The 20159-nt window shown below is 73.2% G+C and carries 18 protein-coding genes; 10 read left to right on the forward strand and 8 right to left on the reverse strand.

The window, feature by feature from the left end; all coding sequences use genetic code 11:
* Window positions 1–172 precede the first annotated feature (172 nt).
* A complete protein-coding gene (locus ACQ1X7_RS19150; RefSeq protein ID WP_432479837.1) occupies window positions 173–1699 on the reverse strand; it encodes a helix-turn-helix domain-containing protein in 1527 nt (508 codons plus the stop codon).
* A gap of 154 nt (window positions 1700–1853) precedes the next feature.
* Between ACQ1X7_RS19150 and ACQ1X7_RS19155 the strand changes: the two genes are divergently transcribed.
* Window positions 1854–3533 carry an alkaline phosphatase D family protein gene (locus ACQ1X7_RS19155; RefSeq protein ID WP_432479838.1) on the forward strand — a complete coding sequence of 560 codons (1680 nt, stop codon included), beginning with the start codon at window positions 1854–1856 and terminating at the stop codon, window positions 3531–3533.
* Here the strand turns inward: ACQ1X7_RS19155 and ACQ1X7_RS19160 are convergent.
* The gene (locus tag ACQ1X7_RS19160; RefSeq protein WP_432479839.1) at window positions 3523–3669 is read right to left on the reverse strand and encodes a hypothetical protein; all 147 of its coding nucleotides are present in this window, start codon (window positions 3667–3669) and stop codon (window positions 3523–3525) included. The two genes, ACQ1X7_RS19155 and ACQ1X7_RS19160, sit on opposite strands and share 11 nt — an antisense overlap.
* A 127-nt stretch (window positions 3670–3796) precedes the next feature.
* Window positions 3797–4999: a cysteine desulfurase-like protein gene (locus ACQ1X7_RS19165; protein ID WP_432479840.1), complete on the reverse strand. Its 1203-nt coding sequence runs from the start codon at window positions 4997–4999 to the stop codon at window positions 3797–3799.
* A gap of 63 nt (window positions 5000–5062) precedes the next feature.
* Between ACQ1X7_RS19165 and ACQ1X7_RS19170 the strand changes: the two genes are divergently transcribed.
* The 3 genes from ACQ1X7_RS19170 to ACQ1X7_RS19180 all read left to right on the forward strand — a co-directional run bounded on the left by ACQ1X7_RS19170 (window position 5063) and on the right by ACQ1X7_RS19180 (window position 8370).
* Window positions 5063–5506, forward strand: a complete 444-nt coding sequence (locus ACQ1X7_RS19170; RefSeq protein ID WP_432479841.1) for a helix-turn-helix transcriptional regulator — start codon at window positions 5063–5065, stop codon at window positions 5504–5506.
* A gap of 10 nt (window positions 5507–5516) precedes the next feature.
* Window positions 5517–5927, forward strand: a complete 411-nt coding sequence (locus ACQ1X7_RS19175) for a VOC family protein (protein WP_432479842.1) — start codon at window positions 5517–5519, stop codon at window positions 5925–5927.
* Window positions 5928–5991: 64 nt separating this feature from the next.
* Window positions 5992–8370, forward strand: coding sequence for an ATP-binding cassette domain-containing protein (locus ACQ1X7_RS19180; RefSeq protein WP_432479843.1), 2379 nt, complete (start codon window positions 5992–5994; stop codon window positions 8368–8370).
* An 11-nt stretch (window positions 8371–8381) separates the two neighbouring features.
* On the opposite strand, the gene ACQ1X7_RS19185 is transcribed toward ACQ1X7_RS19180, so the two are convergent.
* Window positions 8382–9599: an NAD(P)-dependent oxidoreductase gene (locus tag ACQ1X7_RS19185; RefSeq protein ID WP_432479844.1), complete on the reverse strand. Its 1218-nt coding sequence runs from the start codon at window positions 9597–9599 to the stop codon at window positions 8382–8384.
* Window positions 9600–9734: 135 nt separating this feature from the next.
* Between ACQ1X7_RS19185 and ACQ1X7_RS19190 the strand changes: the two genes are divergently transcribed.
* Window positions 9735–9929, forward strand: coding sequence for a hypothetical protein (locus ACQ1X7_RS19190; RefSeq protein WP_432479845.1), 195 nt, complete (start codon window positions 9735–9737; stop codon window positions 9927–9929).
* Window positions 9930–10082: 153 nt separating this feature from the next.
* On the opposite strand, the gene ACQ1X7_RS19195 is transcribed toward ACQ1X7_RS19190, so the two are convergent.
* Together ACQ1X7_RS19195 and ACQ1X7_RS19200 are read right to left on the reverse strand one after the other, a co-directional pair.
* Complete coding sequence (locus tag ACQ1X7_RS19195) at window positions 10083–10790, reverse strand: 4a-hydroxytetrahydrobiopterin dehydratase (RefSeq protein ID WP_432479846.1); 708 nt, start codon at window positions 10788–10790, stop codon at window positions 10083–10085.
* A 10-nt stretch (window positions 10791–10800) separates the two neighbouring features.
* The gene (locus tag ACQ1X7_RS19200) at window positions 10801–11511 is read right to left on the reverse strand and encodes a sortase domain-containing protein (protein WP_432479847.1); all 711 of its coding nucleotides are present in this window, start codon (window positions 11509–11511) and stop codon (window positions 10801–10803) included.
* A 78-nt stretch (window positions 11512–11589) separates the two neighbouring features.
* Between ACQ1X7_RS19200 and ACQ1X7_RS19205 the strand changes: the two genes are divergently transcribed.
* Window positions 11590–12264 carry a peptidylprolyl isomerase gene (locus ACQ1X7_RS19205; protein WP_432479848.1) on the forward strand — a complete coding sequence of 225 codons (675 nt, stop codon included), beginning with the start codon at window positions 11590–11592 and terminating at the stop codon, window positions 12262–12264.
* Window positions 12265–12267: 3 nt separating this feature from the next.
* Here ACQ1X7_RS19205 and ACQ1X7_RS19210 read toward each other — a convergent pair whose 3' ends face one another.
* Both ACQ1X7_RS19210 and ACQ1X7_RS19215 read right to left on the reverse strand, forming a co-directional pair.
* Window positions 12268–12705, reverse strand: a complete 438-nt coding sequence (locus ACQ1X7_RS19210) for an OsmC family protein (protein WP_432479849.1) — start codon at window positions 12703–12705, stop codon at window positions 12268–12270.
* A gap of 131 nt (window positions 12706–12836) precedes the next feature.
* The gene (locus tag ACQ1X7_RS19215) at window positions 12837–14576 is read right to left on the reverse strand and encodes a hypothetical protein (RefSeq protein WP_432479850.1); all 1740 of its coding nucleotides are present in this window, start codon (window positions 14574–14576) and stop codon (window positions 12837–12839) included.
* Window positions 14577–14699: 123 nt separating this feature from the next.
* On the opposite strand from ACQ1X7_RS19215, the gene ACQ1X7_RS19220 reads away from it, so the two are divergent.
* The 4 genes from ACQ1X7_RS19220 to ACQ1X7_RS19235 all read left to right on the forward strand — a co-directional run bounded on the left by ACQ1X7_RS19220 (window position 14700) and on the right by ACQ1X7_RS19235 (window position 20122).
* Window positions 14700–15527 carry a formate dehydrogenase accessory sulfurtransferase FdhD gene (locus ACQ1X7_RS19220; RefSeq protein WP_432479851.1) on the forward strand — a complete coding sequence of 276 codons (828 nt, stop codon included), beginning with the start codon at window positions 14700–14702 and terminating at the stop codon, window positions 15525–15527.
* Between the two features lie 73 nt (window positions 15528–15600).
* Complete coding sequence (locus ACQ1X7_RS19225) at window positions 15601–15888, forward strand: Fe-S cluster assembly protein HesB (protein WP_432479852.1); 288 nt, start codon at window positions 15601–15603, stop codon at window positions 15886–15888.
* Between the two features lie 80 nt (window positions 15889–15968).
* Window positions 15969–17138, forward strand: a complete 1170-nt coding sequence (locus ACQ1X7_RS19230) for an exonuclease SbcCD subunit D (protein ID WP_432479853.1) — start codon at window positions 15969–15971, stop codon at window positions 17136–17138.
* On the forward strand, window positions 17135–20122 hold the full coding sequence (locus ACQ1X7_RS19235; protein WP_432479854.1) for an AAA family ATPase: 2988 nt from the start codon (window positions 17135–17137) through the stop codon (window positions 20120–20122). The genes ACQ1X7_RS19230 and ACQ1X7_RS19235 overlap by 4 nt, the downstream gene beginning before the upstream one ends.
* Window positions 20123–20159 lie beyond the last annotated feature (37 nt).

A 20159-nucleotide genomic window follows, 5' to 3' on the forward strand; every position in this document is an offset into this window, starting at 1 on the left:
CTCACACGGCCACGGAGGACGAGCCATCTGCAACACCTCGATCATGTCAAGGCGTTGCACTCAAGGTTGAGCCCACAGGCCGGCCCCTCCGCTGCGCTCGGGGTCGGCCGCGACCTCCTCAACCTTCGCTCGCGACGGGACCGAGCTCGTTCCTCGCCCGGTCCCTGCTCGCTCAGATGTCCCGGAAGGTCTCGATGTTGGCGCCGAGCTGGTTGAGGCGCTCGGCGAGGTCCTCGTAGCCGCGGTGGATGACGTACGTCGACCGCAGCACCGAGGTGCCCTTGGCGGCCAGCATCGCCAGCAGCAGCACCACCGCCGGCCGGAGCGCGGGCGGGCACATCATCTCGGTGCCGGTGAAGCTGCTCGGGCCCTCGACCAGCACCCGGTGCGGGTCGAGCAGCTTGACCTGGGCGCCGAGCTTGTTGAGGTCGGTGAGGTAGATCGCCCGGTTCTCGTAGACCCAGTCGTGCAGCAGGGTCTGGCCGGTCGCCACCGCGGCGATCACCGCGAAGAACGGCAGGTTGTCGATGTTGAGGCCCGGGAACGGCATCGGGTGGATCTTGTCCAGCGGCGCATGCAGCACGCTCGGGAACGTCGTCAGGTCGATCAGCCGGGTGTGCCCGTTGCGGGCGACGTACTCCTCGGAGCGCTGGTAGTGGAAGCCCATCTCCTCCAGCAGCGCCAGCTCGATCTCGAGGAACTCGATCGGCACCCGCTCGATGGTGATCTGGGACCCGGTGACGATGGCCGCCGCGAGCAGCGACATCGCCTCGATCGGGTCCTCGGCGGGAGCGTAGTCGACGTCGACGTCGATCTGCTCGCAACCGGTCACGGTGAGGGTGGTGCTGCCGATGCCGTCGACCCGGACGCCGAGCCGCTGCAGGTAGAAGCAGAGGTCCTGGACCATGTAGTTGGACGAGGCGTTGCGGATCACGGTGGTGCCGGGGTGGAGCGCGGCGGCCATCAGCGCGTTCTCGGTCACGGTGTCGCCGCGCTCGGTGAGCACGATCGGACGCGCGGGCGCGAGCTGCGACTCGACCTGGGCGTGGTAGCTGCCCTCGGTGGCCTTGACCTCGAGACCGAACGGCCGGAGGGCGGTCATGTGGGGCTCGACCGTGCGGGTGCCGAGGTTGCAGCCGCCCGCATAGGGGAGCTCGAAGGTCTCGGCGCGGTGGAGCAGCGGGCCGAGGAACATGATCACCGACCGGGTACGGCGGGCCGCGGTGACGTCGATGTTGGACAGGTCGAGCTCGGCCGGCGGGACGATCTCGAGGTCGTTGTCGTCGTTGAGCCAGCGGGTGTGCACCCCGAGGCTGTCGAGGACCTCGAGCAGCCGGTTGACCTCCTCGATCCGCGCGACCTTGCGCAGCGTGGTGCGGCCCCGGTTGAGGAGTGACGCACAGAGCAGCGCGACCCCGGCGTTCTTGGAGGTCTTGACCGCGATGCTGCCCGAGAGCGTGGTGGGCCCGGTGACCCGGAGGTGGGTGGGCCCGGCGCCGAGCGCGACGATCTCGGAGTCCAGCGCGGTCCCGATCCGGGCCAGCATCTCCAGGGAGAGGTTCTGGTGCCCCTTCTCGATGCGGTTGATGGCGCTCTGACTGGTGGACAGTCGCTCGGCCAGCGCCTGCTGGGTGAGCCCGCGGTGCTTGCGCGCGTCCCGGATCAGGTTGCCGATGCGGCCCTTGTAGTCCTGGGTCATGCTCGTCACGGTATCTCAGATATGAGATAGCACAAATCCGCCGCGCGGAGGTGAGACCGAGGGAGAGGGGGACTGCTCCGCACGCTACCCGCCGACCCGCGCGACCGCACGATCGACGGCCTCGCGGCCCGCCCCCGCGTGCAAGGATCACGCCATGACGACGCTCGTGCTCGGCCCGCTGCTGCGGTACGTCGACGAGACCTCGGCCTCGATCTGGGTCGAGGTGTCGGACGCCGCGGTGGTGACGGTGACCGCGGGGGACCACGTGGCGACCGCCCGGACGTTCGCGGCCCACGGCCACCACTACGCCCTGGTCGAGCTCGACGGGCTGGAGCCCGGCGCGCACATCCCCTACACCGTGAGCCTGGAGGGCGAGACGGTGTGGCCGGAGCAGGGGTCGGAGTTCCCCCCGTCCCTGATCCCGACCTTCAAGCCCGGGAAGCCACTGCGGATGGCCTTCGGCTCCTGCCGCGTCAGCGTGCCCCACGACGAGGCCGGCACCCGCGCCTTCGGCGTCGACGCGCTCCGCTCGTACGCGCTGCACATGGCCACCGACGACAGCGAGCGGTGGCCGGACCTGGTGCTGTTCCTCGGCGACCAGGTGTACGCCGACGAGACCAGTGACGAGATGCAGGAGTTCATCGCCTCACGCCGCAGCATCGACGAGCCGCCGGGGGAGGAGCTGAAGGACTTCGAGGAGTACGCCCACCTCTACCGGATCGCGTGGTGCGACCCGGCCAACCGCTGGCTGCTGTCCACCCTGCCGAGCGCGATGATCTTCGACGACCACGACATCCGCGACGACTGGAACACCAGCTGGACCTGGCGGCAGCAGATGGCGGAGAAGCCGTGGTGGCACGACCGCATCGTCGGCGGACTCGCCTCGTACTGGGTCTACCAGCACCTCGGCAACCTGAGCCCTGCCGCGAGGGCCGAGGACGTGCTGTGGCAGCGGGTCGCCTCCTGGGACGGCGACGAGGAGCTGGACCTCACCACCGAGCTCGACGCGATGGCCGAGAAGGCCGACGAGCAGCCCGACTGCTACCGCTGGAGCTTCGCCCGCGACTTCGGCGACCAGGTCCGCCTCGTCGTGGTGGACTCCCGCGCGGCACGGGTGCTCGAGCCGGACGCGCGGTCGATCCTCGACCGGACCGAGATGGCGTGGCTCGACGGTCACCTGCAGGGCGACGTCGACCACGTGCTGATCGGTACGTCGCTGCCGTTCCTGCTCGCCCCCGGCCTCCACCACGCGGAGGCGTTCAGCGAGGGGGTGTGCCAGGGCGCCTGGGGGCAGCGGGTCGCGGGGCTGGGCGAACGGCTGCGACAGGCGATCGACCTGGAGCACTGGGCAGCGTTCCAGCAGGGCTTCCGCGAGGTCGCGCGGATGGTGCTCGAGGTCGCGGCCGGCCGGCGCGGCCGGGCGCCGTCCACCATCACCTTCCTGTCCGGCGACGTCCACCACAGCTACGTGGCCACCGCGTGGGCGGACCCGGCGGTCACCGACCTGCGGGCCGAGAGCGACATCGTGCAGGCGGTCTGCTCCCCGATCCGCAACCCGCTGCCGCGGGGCATGGAGCGGGTCACGACGCTGGGGGCCAGGAGGCGGCTGGCCCGTGGCGTCCAGCGACTGGCGCGAGCGGCCAAGGTGCCGGCGAGTCCGCTGGCGTGGGAGCTGGACCGGGGCCCCTGGTACGACAACAACCTGGCGGTCCTGGAGGTGCGCGAGCCCGACCGGGTGCACCTGCGGTGGCTCGCGGGCGACGTCGAGGGCCGGCCGACGGACCGGCCGAGGCTCCGCACCGTGGCGGAGGTCGACCTCCCGATCAGGCGGTGAGCTGGTCGGTCACCACGTCGGGCCGGCACGAGCAGGTGTCGGAGCACGCGAGGTAGGTGTGGCGCCCGTGCCCGCAGCGCGGACACGGCATGTCGTGGCTCAACCGGGTGCCGCTGGTGTCGACGGTGTCCCACATGGTGGTTCCTCGGGTTCGGGTGTGCTGCTGGTGACGACGCTAGGCGGGGTCGAGCACCGGGCGTGGCAGGACACGACGAAGTTGACCCGACCTGACTAGTCCGGTCGGGCCGGGCGGGTCATCGGGTTCAGCCGATCGGCCCGGGGAGGGCCTCCAGCAGCCGGTCGACGTCGTCGTCGTCGTTGTACGGCGCCAGGCCGACGCGCACCGCGCCCTCGGCGCCCAGGCCCAGCGCGCGGCACGGCTCCCACGCGTAGCAGTCGCCCGACGACACGCTGATCCCGCGCTCGCCCAGGGCGGCGTGCACCGCCTCGGGTCGGTGCCCCTCGATCGTGAAGAAGAGCGTCGAGGTGCGCTCGGCGGCGCGCGACCACACGGTGATGTCGGCGCGGTCGTGCAGCGCGGCCTCGATCCGGGCGCGCAGCACGTCCTCGTGGGCCTCGATCGCGGCGTACGCCGCCACCAGCCGGTCCCGGCGCGACGACGCCCCGGTCGGGTCGAGGGACGCCAGGAAGTCGACCGCGGCCGTGGTCCCGGCCATCAGCTCGTAGGGGAGGGTGCCGAGCTCGAAGCGCTCGGGGACGTCGTCGGTGGAGGGCGCCAGCTTGTCGGGGTGCAGCTGCTCGAGGAGGCTCGGCGCCGCGGCGAGCACGCCGCAGTGCGGCCCCCCGAACTTGTAGGGGGAGCAGGCGTAGAAGTCGGCGCCCAGCGCTCCGACGTCTACCGCGCAGTGGGACGCGTGGTGCACCCCGTCGACGAACAGCAGCGCGCCCGCCGCGTGGACCCGGGCCGCCAGCGCCGGGACGTCGGGTCGGGTGCCCAGGATGTTGGAGGCAGCGGTCAGCGCCACCAGCCGGGTGCGCTCGCCGAGCACGGCCTCGAGGTGGTCGACCCCGAGCTCGGTCGTCGACCGGTCGAACTCGATCCACCCTACCGTCGCCCCCGCGCGCTCGGCCGCCTGCACCCACGGCCGGACGTTGGCGTCGTGGTCCAGACGGGAGACGACGACCTCGTCGCCGGGTCCCCATCCCTGCGCGAGGGTGCGGGAGAGGTCGTAGGTGAGCGCGGTCATGCTGCGGCCGAACACGATGCCGCCCGGGTCAGCCGCCAGCAGGTCGCCGAGCGCCGCGCGGCACGCGTCCACGGCCTCGCCGGCCGCCCGTTGCGGCGCCGAGAGCGGGCTGCGGTTCGACAGCGGTCCCGCCAGCGTGCGGCTCACGGCGTCGACCACCGCCTGTGGCACCTGGGTGCCACCGGGGCCGTCGAAGAACGCCTCGCCGGAGGCCAGCGCGGGGTAGTGGGACCGGACGGCTGCGACGTCGTACGACATGGCCCGTTCCTAGCACCTCGCGTCGCGCTGCATCGGCCGGGTCCCGCGTGGCACGATCTGCCTGTGACCGGTGGACCGGCTGCGGAGCAGCACCTGCGCGACCTCGCGCGGCTGCGCCGCGTGCGGGACCGGATCGACCGCGACCACGCCCAGCCGCTCGACGTCGAGGCACTCGCCCGCGGGGTGCACATGTCGGCCGGCCACCTCAGCCGGCAGTTCCGGCTCGCGTACGGCGAGTCGCCGTACTCCTACCTGATGACCCGCCGGATCGAGCGGGCGATGGCACTGCTGCGGCGGGGCGACCTGAGCGTGACCGAGGTCTGCTTCGAGGTCGGGTGCTCCTCGCTCGGCACCTTCAGCACCCGCTTCGCCGAGCTGGTCGGGATGCCGCCCAGCGACTACCGCAAGGTCGCGCAGCAGGAGATGGCCGGCGTGCCCTCCTGCGAGACCAGCAAGGTCACCCGACCGGTCAGGAATCGAGAAGCGCCGCTCGTGGGACGCCCCTAGCGTGGTCGCCATGGACATCAGCATCCACACCACCTTCCTGCCGCAGGACGACCCCGAGGCGGCGCTCTCCTTCTACCGCGACGTGCTCGGCTTCGAGCTGCGCAACGACGTGGGCTACGAGGGGATGCGCTGGCTCACCGTCGGTCCGCCCGGCCAGCCGAGCGTCAACATCGTGCTCCACCCGCCGGGCGCCGACCCGGGCATCACCGAGGACGAGCGCCGCACGATCGCCGAGATGATGGCCAAGGGCACCTACGCCAGCATCATGCTGGCCACTCCCGACCTGGAGACGACCTTCGACCAGCTGCAGGCCAGCGACATCGAGATCGTTCAGGAGCCGACGGACCAGCCGTGGGGGATGCGCGACTGCGCGGTCCGCGATCCCGCGGGCAACATGGTCCGCATCCAGGAGATGGCCTGAGCGGGCCACACCGACCAAGGGCACAGCGCCGGGGGACCCGGGGCGGGGACGAGAGAGGGAGAGCATGACCAAGGGCACGACGGTGGGGTCGGCGCACGCCGCCGACAGCCACGACCTGATCCGGGTGCAGGGAGCCCGGGAGAACAACCTGAAGGACGTCAGCGTCGAGCTGCCGAAGCGGCGGATGACGGTCTTCACCGGGGTGTCCGGGTCGGGCAAGAGCTCGCTCGTCTTCGCCACCATCGCCGCCGAGTCGCAGCGGATGATCAACGAGACCTACAGCGCCTTCGTGCAGGGCTTCATGCCGACGCTCGCCCGCCCGGAGGTCGACCACCTCGAGGGCCTGACCACGGCCATCATCGTCGACCAGGAGCGGATGGGCGCCAACCCGCGCTCGACGGTCGGCACCGCGACCGACGCCAACGCCATGCTCCGGATCCTCTACAGCCGGCTCGGCGACCCCTACGTCGGCCCGCCGACGGCGTACTCCTTCAACGTCCCGACCCGCAAGGCCAGCGGGATGATGACCACGGAGAAGGGCGGCCGCACCGAGCGCCGGATCGCCCGGCAGGAGGTCTACCTCGGCGGCATGTGCCCCCGCTGCGAGGGCATGGGCAAGGTCAACGACATCGACCGGACGGCGCTCTACGACGAGGACAAGTCGCTGTCGGAGGGCGCGCTGACGGTGCCCGGGTACTCCATGGACGGGTGGTACGGCCGGCTGTTCCAGGGCATGGGCCTGCCGATGGACAAGCCGATCCGGTCGTTCACGAAGAAGCAGCTCGAGACGATGCTGTGGTCGGAGCCCACCAAGATCAAGGTCGAGGGGGTCAACCTCACCTTCAACGGGATCATCCCGCAGATCCAGAAGTCGATGCTGTCCAAGGACCCCGAGGCGATGCAGCCGCACGTACGCCGCTTCGTGGAGCGGGCCGTGACCTTCCAGACCTGCCCGGACTGCGACGGCACGCGACTCACCCCGGAGGCGCGGAAGTCGAAGGTCAACGGCAAGTCGATCGCCGACCTGTGCGCGATGCAGATCAGCGACCTCGCCGACTGGGTGCGCGACCTCGACGAGCCGTCGGTCGCGCCGCTGCTCAAGGGCCTCCAGCACCTGCTCGACTCCTTCTCCGAGATCGGCTTGGGCTATCTCTCGCTCGACCGGCCGGCGGGCACCCTGTCGGGGGGAGAGGCGCAGCGCACGAAGATGATCCGCCACCTCGGGTCGTCGCTCACCGACGTCACCTACGTCTTCGACGAGCCCACGATCGGGCTCCACCCGCACGACATCCAGCGGATGAACAACCTGCTGCTCCAGCTGCGCGACAAGGGCAACACGGTGCTCGTCGTCGAGCACAAGCCCGAGACCATCGCGATCGCCGACCACGTCGTCGACCTCGGCCCCGCGGCGGGATCGGCCGGCGGCACGATCTGCTTCGAGGGGGACGTCGCCGGGCTCAGCACCAGCGGGACGATCACCGGCAAGCACCTCGACGACCGGGCCCGGCTCAAGGACTCGGTCCGCACCGCGACCGGACAGCTCGAGGTGCGGGGGGCGGCGACCAACAACCTGCGCGACGTCGACGTCGACGTCCCGCTCGGGCTGCTGACCGTCGTCACCGGCGTGGCCGGCTCCGGCAAGAGCTCGCTGATCCACGGCTCGCTGGCCGGGCGCGAGGAGGTCATCGTCATCGACCAGGGCGCCATCAAGGGGTCGCGGCGCAGCAACCCGGCGACGTACACCGGGCTGCTCGAGCCGATCCGCAAGGCCTTCGCCAAGGCGAACGGCGTGAAGCCGGCGCTGTTCAGCTCCAACTCCGAGGGCGCCTGCACCACCTGCAACGGCGCGGGGGTGATCTTCACCGAGCTGGGCCCGATGGCCACCGTGGAGTCGCCCTGCGAGGAGTGCGAGGGCCGGCGGTTCAAGGCGGAGGTCCTCGAGTACACGCTGAGCGGCAAGGACATCGCCGAGGTGCACGAGATGTCGGTCGAGGACGCGCTGGCGCTCTTCCGCGAGGGTGACGCGAAGCTCCCCGCCGCGGCGAAGGTCCTCGAGCGGCTCGCCGACGTCGGGCTCGGCTACCTCTCGCTCGGCCAGCCGCTGACGACCCTGTCCGGGGGCGAGCGGCAGCGGCTCAAGCTGGCGACCCAGATGGGGGAGAAGGGGGACGTCTACATCCTCGACGAGCCCACCACCGGCCTGCACCTCGCCGACGTGGAGAACCTGCTCGCGCTGCTCGACCGGCTCGTAGACGCCGGCAAGTCGGTGATCGTGATCGAGCACCACCAGGCCGTGATGGCGCACGCCGACTGGATCATCGACCTCGGGCCGGGGGCCGGCCACGACGGAGGGCTCGTCGTCTTCGAGGGGACGCCCGCCGACCTGGTCGCGAAGCGGTCCACGCTCACGGGGGAGCACCTGGCGGACTACGTGGCCACGTAGTCCGGCCGCGGTCAGGTGGGGTCGTCGATCGCCGCCACCGAGACCCCGAGGACGTCGGGCAGGCCGGCCACGTCGGCGAGCAGCTCGTCGGGCAGCGCACCGGCGACGTCGATCGTCGCGACGGCCGCCTCGCCGCCCTGGAAGACGCGGTTGTGCATCTGCTCGACGTTGAGCCGGTCGCGGCTCAGCCGTTCCAGGACCCGGGCGAGGACGCCCACCCGGTCGAGGTGCCGCACGGTGAGCGTGACCGAGCCGAACCGGCGGGGCGTGAGGTTGACGGCGTTCACGGTCTCGCCCTGGGCGAAGGCGTCGATGATCTCCACGACGCCGGCGCCGATGGCCTCCTGCGCCTGCCGGGTGGAGGCGCCGATGTGGTGGGTGCCGACGACGCGGGGGTGCTGGGCGAGCCGGGAGGTCCACTCGGCGGTCCCGGTGCCGGGCTCGTCGGCCATCACGTCGAGGCCCGCCCGGAGCCCCTTCTCGTCCAGCGCCTCCAGCAGGGCTGCCTCGTCGACGAGCTCGCCCCGCGACGTGTTCAGCAGTACGGCGCCCGACCGCATCCGGCCCAGGAAGTCGCGATCGACCAGGCCGACCGTGTCCGGGCGCGCCGGCAGGTGGAGCGACACGACGTCGCAATCGGGAAGCAGGTCGGCGAGGGAGGGGCGCAGCTCGATCCGGAGCTCCTCGACCCTGGCGAGCGTCTCGTCGCTGCGTCCGGGCTTGTCCACCGCCAGCAGGTCGACCCCGAAGGCCCGGGCCCGCTCGGCCACCAGGAGCCCGATCGAGCCGAGCCCGAGGATGCCCATCGTGGAGCCGAGCAGTCCGTCGGCCTTGCCGTACTCCTTCTTGTTCCACCGGCCCGCCCGGAGGTCGACGGTGGCGTCGACGATGCGCCGGTCGACGGCGAGCAGCAGGCCGAGGGTCAGCTCCGCCACGGCGGCCGCGTTCCGGCCCGGCACGTTGGCGACCACGACGCCACGGGCGGCGGCCGCGTCGGTGTCGATGGTGTTGGTCCCGGCGCCGGCCCGGATCACCAGTGCGAGACCCCGGGCCTGCTCGAACACCTCGTGCCCGACGCGGGTGCTGCGCACCACCAGCACGTCGTACCCGTCGAGACGCTCCGCCAGGTCGGCCGCCTGCAGCCCGGCCTCCACGACGCACTCGTGACCGTGCGCCTCGAGGTCGGTGACCGTCGAGTCGCCGATCGCGTCGGCACAGAGCACGCGCATGGTGCAGCCCCCTCCGCTGATCCCACGCCTGGCGCCTCAAGGTAGCGGGTGGAGCGCCCCGCGCGCGACGCCTGCGGTGTGCTGGTCGGGCGCCGCGGCTAGGTTGGGCACTCCGCTGCTCCTCTGGAGGCTGCCGTGATCCTCCCGAAGGTCCGGGACCCGCGCCTGGTGACGGTGAGGCGCGGCGGGACGCTCACCGATCCGGACCACCATGCGCTGGCGCTCTGGGCAGCCGCCTGCGCCGAGCACGTGCTGGGGTTCTTCGAGTCCGATCGTGGTCCACACCGGGACGTCATACGAATCGGCCGTCAGGGCGCGCAGACCGGATGACGTCCCGGATCCGGGCCACCCCTGCACCTTGCGGTGCTCGCCCTCCCGGTGAATGCGCCGATAAGCGACATTATGTCAATACAAGCCAGGACAGGCCGGGACGAGGCGCGGCGCCCGGATGAGGCCCCTTCCCCGTCGCCGTGGTCGACCCGGTCAGGCTTGCCTGGCAGCGGACACGTCGACGCAGACGACTCCCTCGTTGCCGTCCGGGTCGGCGATCACGGTGAGCGACGGCGCGTCGCTGTCGTCGACGACGGTGCCACCCGCGGCCACTGCGGCGGCGATCCGTTGCCCGGCGACCTCGGGCGCCACGTAGACCTCGACGTGGAACCGCTGTCGTGGGCCCTCGGCTTCGTCGGCGTCCCCGAACCACAGGTTCGGCACCCGCCGGGTGGCGTCCCGGATCTCGTCGCTGGGGGTCCCGCGGCCCTGGGACTCGGCACTCCCGGTCAGCAGGGCGGCCCACACCGGGGCGATCGTCGCCGAGCGTGCGGTGTCGAGGCCGAGCTCGAGGTCACTGACCGAGGCGGGGTCGGCGGCGATCCCGTGGTCGGCGGCGATCCCGGTGATCCGCCGCGCCAGGTCGACGTCCTGCTGGGTCACCCACTGCACGACGTGCTCGGTCCCCTCGTCGTCGCGGAAGACGGCATCGTCACTGACCAGCTTGAGGTCGACGTACCGTTCGCCGAGCGACACCGTCGGGTGGTGGCCGAGCACGTCGCCCGCCTCGCCCACGGCTGTGACGAACCGGGCGCCGGTGCCGAAGTCGTCCACCACGTAGCGGGCGTGCAGTCCCTGGGCCAGCTTGCGCCACTCGGTGAGGTCCGCCTCGGCGATCTGGTGGCCCCGCAACATGTCCATGGGCGGGAACCTATCCCCGATCCAGCGCGGTCACCCGCTCCAGCACGCCGATCTTGTCGATCCGGTGCTCGGGGTTGTCGAACTCGTCGGCCCAGAAGTTGCCGGCGGCGTGGTCCTCGATGGTCGCGCACGTCGACAACGTGATCATCGCGCGACGAGGCTCGACACCGGGTCGGCCCGGGACCGCGGCGCGCTGCTCCGCCAACGACCGTGGCGAGCGGAACGAGGTCCACCGGGTGCCCACGATCGAGTAGACATAACGGGTCTCCCCCACGTTCACCCGCACCTCGTCGCCGCGCTGGAGTCCCGGCAGGTGGCGGAACGGCATCGTCGACGAGAGCCGGTGGCCGGTCACCTGGTAGTTGCCGATCCCGCCCGGACCGGTCCCGCCCCGCGGCCCGTGGGGACTGGCGGCGTCGCCGCCGTTCTGGATCAGGGTCCCGCGGGCGTCGTCGGTCCGGCCGCGGTACGGCACCACGGTGAGTCCGCGCAGGTCGAGGGCCGGGATCGAGACCACCGCCCGGGCAGGGCGTCCGTCGCTGGGCTCGGGGCCGCTCGGCTCCGCCTCCACCACGGCACCCGGCTCCACGACCCGGGGCTCCACGGCCCGGGTCTCCGGACCGGTCGGCCCCCGGTCGGCCCGCCGCTCCCCCCGCTCCGCCGCGCACGCAGGAGCGAGCAGCACGAACGCCGCCAGCGCGGCGAACCACGCTCTCGCCATGGGCCCGACCCTACGTCGGCCGCCCAGGGCCGCGAGCCCGGCGCCGACGGGCCCCGGGCCTGTCCTAGCATCGGCGCCATGGTGCGCCTGCTGTCCCTCCCTGCCGTCCTGGTGCTCGTCGCCGGCCTTGCCGCCTGCGGCACCGACGACGGCACCGCGCAGGAGTCGACGGACTCGACGTCGAGCCCTTCCGGTCCGACCACGGACTGCACGTACACCGAGGACGGCCAGACGCCGGCCAAGGAGGTCGACCCGCCCTCGTCGGAGGCACCGGCCACCGGCGAGGTCGACGTCACCCTGGCGACCAACCAGGGTGACATCGGGGCCACCCTCGACGCGAAGGCGGCGCCGTGCACCGTCCACTCGTTCGTGTCGCTGATCGAGCAGGGCTACTTCGACCAGACACCGTGCCACCGGCTGACCACGCAGGGCATCTTCGTGCTGCAGTGCGGTGACCCGAGCGGCACCGGCAGCCAGGGCCCCGGCTACTCCTTCGACGACGAGCTGAGCGGTGAGGAGACCTACCCGGCGGGCACCGTGGCGATGGCCAACGCCGGGCCGGACACCAACGGGTCGCAGTTCTTCCTCGTCTACGAGGACACCGAGCTCCCACCGAGCTACACGGTGTTCGGGACGCTGGACGACACCAGTGTCGACCTGGTCCGCGCGGTGGCCGAGGAGGGCGTCCAGGGAGGACAGGCCGACGGTCCCCCGGCGTCCGAGGTGGTCATCGAGTCGGCGACCGTCGGCTGACCCTCACTCACCCGCCAGTCGGTAGTCGATCGGCGCGCCGACCTGGACGGTGCGGCCCACCGTGCACAGCCGGTCACGCGTCTGGGCCACGGAGCGCGGCAGCGCCGCACGGGCGGCGTCGCCCCCCTCCCCCTCCGGGAAGGTCACGTCGAGGGTGACCGTCAGGTTGACCAGGTGGTTGCCGAGGTCGTCGCGGACCTTGTCGCCGCTCGTGGTGACGGTGAACGACTCCGCCTCCGCCCGCTTGCGGGTGATCGCGTCGACGTCGGCGGCGCTGCACGCCGCGATGGCGGCGAGCAACAGCTCCAGGGGGGTGAAGTCGGGGTCGTCTCCCCCGCCGCCCACGAACGTCTCACCGCCCCGGACGTTGGTCGCCTTCCACCGAGCCTCGCCGATCTTGGTGAGCTCGATCGAGCGGAACGTGTCGCGCTGGTCGGCCATGCGACCAGCCTGCCAGAGCGCCTGCGGCGCCGGTCGGAGAGGCTCAGGCCGAGCACAGCGACGACGTGGCGCCGGGGACGGACCACGGGGGCCGGAAGGAGTGCTCCCGACCCCCGTGCAGACCCCCGAGCTCAGCGACGGACGACGACGGACGCTGACCGGTGGCCCCGGACGACGAGGTCCTGCGGCTCGCTGGTGACCCGCTTGGAGACGTTGTCCCTGCCGGCCCAGAAGTCCAGCCGCGTCTGCACCTCGTCGTTGCGGACGTCGCCGGCCAGAGCCTTCTGGACCTGCTCGACCGAGTCGGCGCCGAACAGCGCGTCGTTCCAGGTCCACGAGCCGCCGACCACCTGGAGCCGGCCCGTCCGCTTCGCCTTGGCCGGCACCCGGACGTGCTGGGCGAGCCACTGGGCGCCGTCGGGGCCCTTGAGCTCGACCCGCAGCACGAGCATCCCGCCACCGCTGGTGCGCGCCGGGTTGCGCCGGTTGACGGTGGTCCACTTCCCGCCGCGGCGCTGCTGCACCTTCCCGATCCGGAGGGTGTCGGTGCTGTCGGTGACCTCGGCGTCGGTGCTGATCGAGGTGATCTGCACGTCGTCGAGGCCGGACACGATGTAGACCAGGTCGGCGAGCGACCAGAGGCCCTCGAAGGCGATGTCGAAGTCGGACACGTAGCGGTCCTCGCTCTCGACGGTGAACTCCTCGCCACCCGAGGTGCCGGTGATGGTGACGCCGGCCGTCTCCGAGCCGGGCTGGATGGCGTCGATCGTGACGTCGTGCAGCGACAGGACCTGCATGAGCGTGACGTCGGCGTTCCAGTCCTGCGACAGGGAGTGGCTCAGGCCCTCGCGCTCCCGCGAGCCGTACGTCACGTTCGACGCGATGTCGACCTCGGACGGCGGTTCCCCCACGGCGCCGGTGATGCCGGTCAGCCGGTCCTGGGTGATGGTGCCGGCCGGGGAGGCCAGGTTGGCGACCTTGTAGCCCGCACCCAGCGAGTCCTCCTGGATGTAGAGGGCGTCGGCGGGCATCAGCCCGAGGGAGGTCGGACCGCTGAACATCATCGGGTGGCCGAACCCGACCACCTGGTCACCGCAGCGGTCGGTGACGGTGCCGACACCACCGGCGGTGATGGTGCCGTAGGAGAGGGCGGCGCCGAGGTTGCCGCCGTCCTTGATCGACGACGGGTCGGCCGCAGCGCCGGCCGTGGCCCCCACGAGGGTGCCGGCGCGGCCGCGCCCGTGGAGGTAGTCGCCACGCTCGGCGTTCCGGACCTTGTCCAGTCGCTGCTGGCTGATGCCGTTGATGGTCAGCGGCACCCGCAGCCGCTCCAGCCCCTCGCTCGCCTGCCGGGCCGTCACGTCGGTCCGCGCGGCGATCGTGCGGGCCACCCCGGCGGGCACGCGGACCTCGGGCGCGGCCTCCGCGGGCATGTAGTCGTCCATCTGCTCGTAGGGCGTGATGCCGGCGACCGACGACGGACCCCACGACATGCCGTAGGCGACGGCGCCGAGCAGGTTCCCCTCGGCGTCGTAGACCGGCGAGCCGGACATGCCCTGCCAGATGCCGACCCGGTCGATCTCGGTCGAGGACATGTCGGCCAGGATCATGTCGACGCCCGGCGCGATGCCGTCGCCGAGCACGCCCAGCACCTCGCCGCTGAACGACTCCGGCTCGGTGCCCTCGGTCACGGTCAACCCGTCGACGGCCATCCCCTTCGTGACGTCCGCGACCGGCAGCGCCTCGGCGCAGTCCTCGACGGGAGGCACCGCCTGCGCCGGCGTCCCCGAGATCGCGGCGCCGCTGCCGAGCAGCGCCAGGCTCGCGACGATGGCAGCGACTCCCCGGCTGCGCGCTGACCGTGTGTGCATGTGCGGATCTCCCTCTCGAGAGGAGGCGAGCGCCCCCGTTCACGCGTACCACGCGCGACCTGCCTGATCGGTTGCCACGGCTGGGCGGCTGGTGTCGACCACCCGGCGATCTAGGCTGGCAGGGTGATCCACTCCGAGCGCCCGGGCCCCACGCTCCGGCTCACCACCGAGGAGCACGCGGGCGACGCGCTCCGCGCCCGGGAGGACCGGGTCGCCGCGGAGGAGCCACTGGAGATCCGGCTGGCCTGGCCGGGCGCTCCGGCCCGGCGGGTGTGGGTCACGATGCGCACCCCCGGACACGACTTCGAGCTGGCGGCCGGGTGGCTGGTCCACGAGGGCGTCACGGCCACCGACGGGCTGCACACCGTGGCCTACTGCACCGACGAGGACCTCACGCCCCAGCAGGAGTACAACGTCGTGACCGCCACGCTCGCGGCCGCGCCGGAGCGGGACGTCGGTCACCGCCACGTGGCGGCCTCGACCGGGTCCTCGGCCTGCGGGGTCTGCGGCAAGGACTCGGTCGAGGACGCGCTGGCGACTCCGCGGGCCACGCGCTGGAGCGGTCCCCTGCCGGACCCGGCCGTGGTGCGCGAGCTCCCCGACCGGTTGCGCGAGGCGCAACCGGTGTTCGGCGAGACCGGCGGGGTCCACGCGGCCGCGCTGGCGACGGCCGAGGGTGAGCTGCTCGTCGTACGGGAGGACGTCGGCCGGCACAACGCGGTCGACAAGGTGACGGGTGCCCGGGTGCTCGGTGGCACGTCCCCCGCCGAGGCGGTGCTGGTGGTCAGCGGCCGGGCGGGCTTCGAGCTCGCGCAGAAGGCGGTGGCGGCCGGCGTCGGGTCCCTGGTGGCCGTGGGGGCGCCGACGTCCCTGGCGGTGGCGCTGGCCCGCGAGGCCGGGCTGGGCCTGTGGGGCTTCACCCGCGCGGACCGCTCCGTCCGCTATGCGTGAACCCGGTTTGAGTCCGGGGCTCTGGTACGACACGGTGGAGGACGTACTGCACTCGAACCAGGAAGCGAGCGTCATGCTCACCCTCACCGAGAACGCCAGCACCGTCGTCAAGGGCATCGCCGACCAGATCCCGGAGGCCAACGGCCTGCGGATCACCGCGATCCCCACGGACGAGACCCAGCCCCCGTCCTTCGACGTCGCCCCGGCCGCGGACGCCGAGCCGGGCGACGCGGTCGTGGAGTTCGACGGCGCCACCGTCTACCTCGACGGCAGCGCGGCGGACGAGCTCGACGACAAGGTCCTCGACGCCAGCGTCGACCAGGAGGGCCGCGTGGAGTTCGCCCTGGCCCCCCAGGGCTGACCGCGTAGCCGGTCTGGTCCGCGCGGGACGGCGCGGCGTGGGTCCCCGGCCCTGTCGGCGCCCGCACCTACCGTCGTCCCGTGCGGATCCTCCACACCTCCGACTGGCACCTCGGGCGGTCCTTCCACCGCGAGGGGCTGCTCGGTGCCCAGGCGACCTGGGTCGACCACCTGCTCGACGTCGTCGAGTCCCAGCGGGTCGACCTCGTCGTCGTCTCCGGTGACGTCTACGACCGCGCGCTCCCCCAGGTCGACGCCGTGGCGCTGGCCGACGAGGCCTTCGCGCGACTGGCCCGCTCGCGGGCGCGCGTGGTCGTCACCAGCGGCAACCACGACAGCGCCCAGCGCCTCGGGTTCGGCTCCCGGCTGATGGACGCCGCCGGCGTCCACGTCCGCACCGACGCCGCCGCCGTGGGCACCCCCGTGCTCCTCGACGACGAGCACGGCCCGGTCGCGGTCTACGGACTGCCCTACCTCGACCCCGACCTGCTGCGCGAGCCGTGGCAGCTGCCCGGCCGCTCCCACGAGGCCGCCCTGGGCGCGGCCATGGCCCGGGTCCGCACCGACCTCTCCCGGCGCCCGGCGGGCACCCGCTCGGTCGTGATGGCGCACGCCTTCGTGGCTGGTTGCCGCCCCAGCGACTCCGAGCGCGACATCAGCGTGGGCGGGGTGTCGATGGTGTCCGCGGAGGTGTTCGACGGGATCGACTACACCGCGCTCGGACACCTCCACGGCCCCCACGCGGTCAGCGACGCCGTGCGCTACAGCGGTTCGCCGCTCGCCTACTCCTTCTCCGAGGCCGACCAGCGCAAGGGTTCGTGGCTCGTCGAGCTCGGTGCAGACGGCCTGGCGACCGCGGAGTTCGTCGACGCGCCGGTCCCCCGCCGGCTGCGGGTCCTGCGCGGCGAGCTCGACGCGCTGCTGGCCGACCCGGCCCTCGTCGACCACGAGGACGCCTGGCTCCAGGTCACGCTCACCGACGCCGTACGCCCGGAGCGCGCCATGGAGCGGCTCCGGTCCCGGTTCCCCCACACCCTCGCCCTGCTCCTCGAGCCCGATCGGCCCGCGGCCAGCGCCACGCCGACGGCCCGGTTGCGGGGCCGTTCCGACCACGACGTGACCCTCGACTTCGTCACCGACCTCCGCGGACGGGCCGCGTCGACCGAGGAGTCCGCGCTGCTCCGGCTCGCGTGCGACGCCTGCGGCGACGACCCCGACGTCGACACCCTCCTCTCGGAGGTGACCGGATGAGGCTCCACCACCTCGAGGTGGTGGCCTTCGGGCCGTTCGCCGAGCGGGTCGCGGTCGACTTCGACGCCCTGTCCGAGGGTGGGCTCTTCCTGCTCACCGGTGCCACCGGCGCCGGCAAGACCAGCGTCCTCGACGCGGTCTGCTTCGCGCTCTACGGTGCCGTGCCCGGCGACCGCCAGGGCGCCAAGCGGCTGCGCTCCGACCACGCCGCGCCCGGGGTCGCGCCCGCGGTGACCCTGGAGCTGTCGGTGTCGGGCCGCCGGTTCCGGATCGTCCGTTCCCCCGCCTGGGACCGACCCCGCAAGCGCGGCACGGGTACCACCCGCCAGCAGGCCTCGGTGAGGCTCACCGAGCGCGTCGAGGGCAGCTGGGTCACCCGGGCCACCCGCCTCGACGAGGCCGGACACCTGGTGTCCGAGCTGCTCGGCCTCACGCTCAGCCAGTTCTGCCAGGTCCAGCTGCTGCCGCAGGGTCGGTTCCAGGCGTTCCTGCGCGCCGACTCCGACGAGCGCCACCGGCTGCTCCAGCGGCTCTTCCGCACCTCCCGCTTCGAGGACGTCGAGCAGTGGCTGCGCGACCGCCGCCGGGCGCTGCGCCGCGACGCGGAGCGCGCACACGAGGCGGTCACCGGCGTGGTCGGGCGGGTGAGCGAGGCGGCCGGTCGTCCACTGCCCGACGCGTGGGACCCCCACGACCTGCGCCCGGTCGCCGAGGCCGTGGGGCCGTGGGCCGACCGCGTCCGCGCCGAGGCCGCCGCCACCTCGTCCGAGGCCGCCGCCGCGGTCGACGCAGCCGTCGCGGCGGAGCGCTCCGCCCGGTCGGAACTCGACGCCGCCCGCACCCTCGCCGACCGACAGCAGCGTCACGCCCGTGCCCAGGCGCGGGCGCGCTCCCTCGCGGCGAGTCGCGATGCCCACCTCGCCCGCGTCTCGGTGCTCGAGGCCGCGCGCCGGGCCGCAGGAGTGATCCCGCTGTGGGACGAGGCCGGCCGCGACGCACATCTGGCGGCGGAGGCCGACGCGGCCGCCAGGGCCGCCCACGACGCGGTCCGGGAGCTGGCGGGGCGCCCCGTGGGCTCCGGAGACCTCACGGCCACCGCCCACGAAGCGACCACTGCCGCGGCGGACGCCCGCGCACGCGAGCCCCACGTCGCCGAGCTCGCGACGCTCGGCGCGGCCCTCGACGAGGCCGCGGCCCGCCGCGGCGACACCGACGTCCGGCTGGCCGAGCTCGACCAGCGCGCCGCCGTCCTGCCCGACGAGCTGTCCCGGGCGCGGACCGCCGAGAGCGCCGCCACCCGAGCCGGTGACCGCCTCTCCGCGGCCCGGCACGACGCGACGACCGCTGCCGAACGCCTCGGCCACGCCCGCGCCGTGGTCCGGCTGGAGGCGGAGCGGGCCGAGGCGGAGGCGCTCCACCGGGCCTCGGTCGACACCGCCCAGGAGCTCCGCGAGGAGTGGCTCCGGATCCAGGAGCTGCGGCTCTCGGGCATGGCCGCCGAGATCGCCGGTGCCCTCGCGGTCGGGGCCAGCTGTCCCGTGTGCGGGTCGGCCGACCATCCCCACCCCGCGCGGCCGTCGGCCGGCGCACCCGACCTCGTCGCCGAGCGGGCGGCGAGACGTTCGGTCGACGACGCCGAGGCCGAGCGCCATGCCCGCGCCCTCGCGGTCCAGGACCTGCAGACCCGGCTCGACCTGGCGCGCGAGCGGGCCGGCGACCGCGCCGTGCCGGTGCTGGAGCGCGAGCACGCCGCGGCCGCAGAGGCCCTGGCGGTCCTCGAGGCGGACGCCGCGACCCTGGCTGCTGCGACCCGCGACCGGGAAGCCCTCGAGGCCGAGCTCGCAGGTGTGGTCGAACGACGTTCTGCCCTGGTGGCCGAGCAGGCTGCGCTCGAGGCGCGCGCCGCAGACCTCGGGTCCCGCGCCGAGCGGCTCACCGCCGAGCTCACCGACCTGCTGGCCGGCACCGGTCACGACACCGTGACCGCGCTCGCCGACCACCTCGACGCCGTCGCCGCCTCCTGCCGCGACGCCCTGGCGGCCGAGACCGCCCGCGACCGGGCTCGGCAGCACGCCACGGAGGCGGCCACCCGCGCGCGCGAGGCCGCTGCCGCCCGTGGCCTCCCCGACGAGGCCGCCACCCGGGCGGTCGCCCTGCCGGCCCTCCTCCTCGAACGCGTAGAGCGAGAGGTCCGCGACCACGAGGCCGCCGTCGCCGCGGTGACCGAGGCCCTCGCCGACCCCGAGCTCGAGACGGCCGCGGCCGCTGCGGCCCCCGACCTCGACACGCTGGCCGACGACCACGCCCGGCTCCACGACCGGCTGACCCGCGCCCGGGCGGCCGCGGCGGTGGCCGAGCGGACCCAGACGCGCCTCCAGCGGCTCCGCGGCGACCTCGCCACCGCCCTCGCCGCCTGGGCCCCCGCGCGCGAGGCGCTGGCGGTCGCCGAGCGGATGGCCTCCCTCGCCGACGGCACCTCGCCGGACAACCGGCTCCGGATGCGGCTCTCCGCCTACGTGCTCGCCGCCCGGCTCGGCCAGGTCGTCGACGCCGCCAACGAGCGGCTGGCGCGGATGTTCGACCATCGCTACGCCCTGACCCACAGCGGTCGACGAGGGGTCGGTGAGACCCGTGGCGGGCTGAGCCTGCGGGTGCGCGACGACTGGACCGGTGAGTCCCGCGACCCGGCGACGCTGTCCGGTGGCGAGACGTTCGTGGTCTCGCTGGCGCTCGCGCTCGGCCTCGCCGACGTGATCGCGCACGAGGCCGGCGGGTCCGACCTCGACACGCTCTTCGTCGACGAGGGCTTCGGTGCGCTCGACGCCGAGACCCTCGACCAGGTCCTCGACACCCTCGACTCGCTGCGTGACGGCGGCCGCGTGGTGGGCGTGGTCAGCCACGTCGCCGAGATGCGTGACCGGATCCCGACCCAGCTCCACGTACGCCGGCGCCGGGTCGGCTCCACCCTCTCGCAGACCTGCTGACCCTCCACGAGCACGCCACCGTGGTCGGCTAGGTTCT

Source organism: Nocardioides sp. GXQ0305 (assembly GCF_050880345.1).
Classification (GTDB): domain Bacteria; phylum Actinomycetota; class Actinomycetes; order Propionibacteriales; family Nocardioidaceae; genus Nocardioides.

What these genes read in the sequence shown, in the direction of transcription:
- ACQ1X7_RS19150 (WP_432479837.1), bottom strand. Translation starts at nt 1,699, where the DNA reads ATGACCCAGGACTACAAGGGCCGCATCGGCAACCTGATCCGGGACGCG.
- ACQ1X7_RS19155 (WP_432479838.1), top strand. Translation starts at nt 1,854, where the DNA reads ATGACGACGCTCGTGCTCGGCCCGCTGCTGCGGTACGTCGACGAGACC.
- ACQ1X7_RS19160 (WP_432479839.1), bottom strand. Translation starts at nt 3,669, where the DNA reads ATGTGGGACACCGTCGACACCAGCGGCACCCGGTTGAGCCACGACATG.
- ACQ1X7_RS19165 (WP_432479840.1), bottom strand. Translation starts at nt 4,999, where the DNA reads ATGTCGTACGACGTCGCAGCCGTCCGGTCCCACTACCCCGCGCTGGCC.
- ACQ1X7_RS19175 (WP_432479842.1), top strand. Translation starts at nt 5,517, where the DNA reads ATGGACATCAGCATCCACACCACCTTCCTGCCGCAGGACGACCCCGAG.
- ACQ1X7_RS19180 (WP_432479843.1), top strand. Translation starts at nt 5,992, where the DNA reads ATGACCAAGGGCACGACGGTGGGGTCGGCGCACGCCGCCGACAGCCAC.
- ACQ1X7_RS19185 (WP_432479844.1), bottom strand. Translation starts at nt 9,599, where the DNA reads ATGCGCGTGCTCTGTGCCGACGCGATCGGCGACTCGACGGTCACCGAC.
- ACQ1X7_RS19195 (WP_432479846.1), bottom strand. Translation starts at nt 10,790, where the DNA reads ATGGACATGTTGCGGGGCCACCAGATCGCCGAGGCGGACCTCACCGAG.
- ACQ1X7_RS19200 (WP_432479847.1), bottom strand. Translation starts at nt 11,511, where the DNA reads ATGGCGAGAGCGTGGTTCGCCGCGCTGGCGGCGTTCGTGCTGCTCGCT.
- ACQ1X7_RS19205 (WP_432479848.1), top strand. Translation starts at nt 11,590, where the DNA reads ATGGTGCGCCTGCTGTCCCTCCCTGCCGTCCTGGTGCTCGTCGCCGGC.
- ACQ1X7_RS19210 (WP_432479849.1), bottom strand. Translation starts at nt 12,705, where the DNA reads ATGGCCGACCAGCGCGACACGTTCCGCTCGATCGAGCTCACCAAGATC.
- ACQ1X7_RS19215 (WP_432479850.1), bottom strand. Translation starts at nt 14,576, where the DNA reads ATGCACACACGGTCAGCGCGCAGCCGGGGAGTCGCTGCCATCGTCGCG.
- ACQ1X7_RS19225 (WP_432479852.1), top strand. Translation starts at nt 15,601, where the DNA reads ATGCTCACCCTCACCGAGAACGCCAGCACCGTCGTCAAGGGCATCGCC.
- ACQ1X7_RS19235 (WP_432479854.1), top strand. Translation starts at nt 17,135, where the DNA reads ATGAGGCTCCACCACCTCGAGGTGGTGGCCTTCGGGCCGTTCGCCGAG.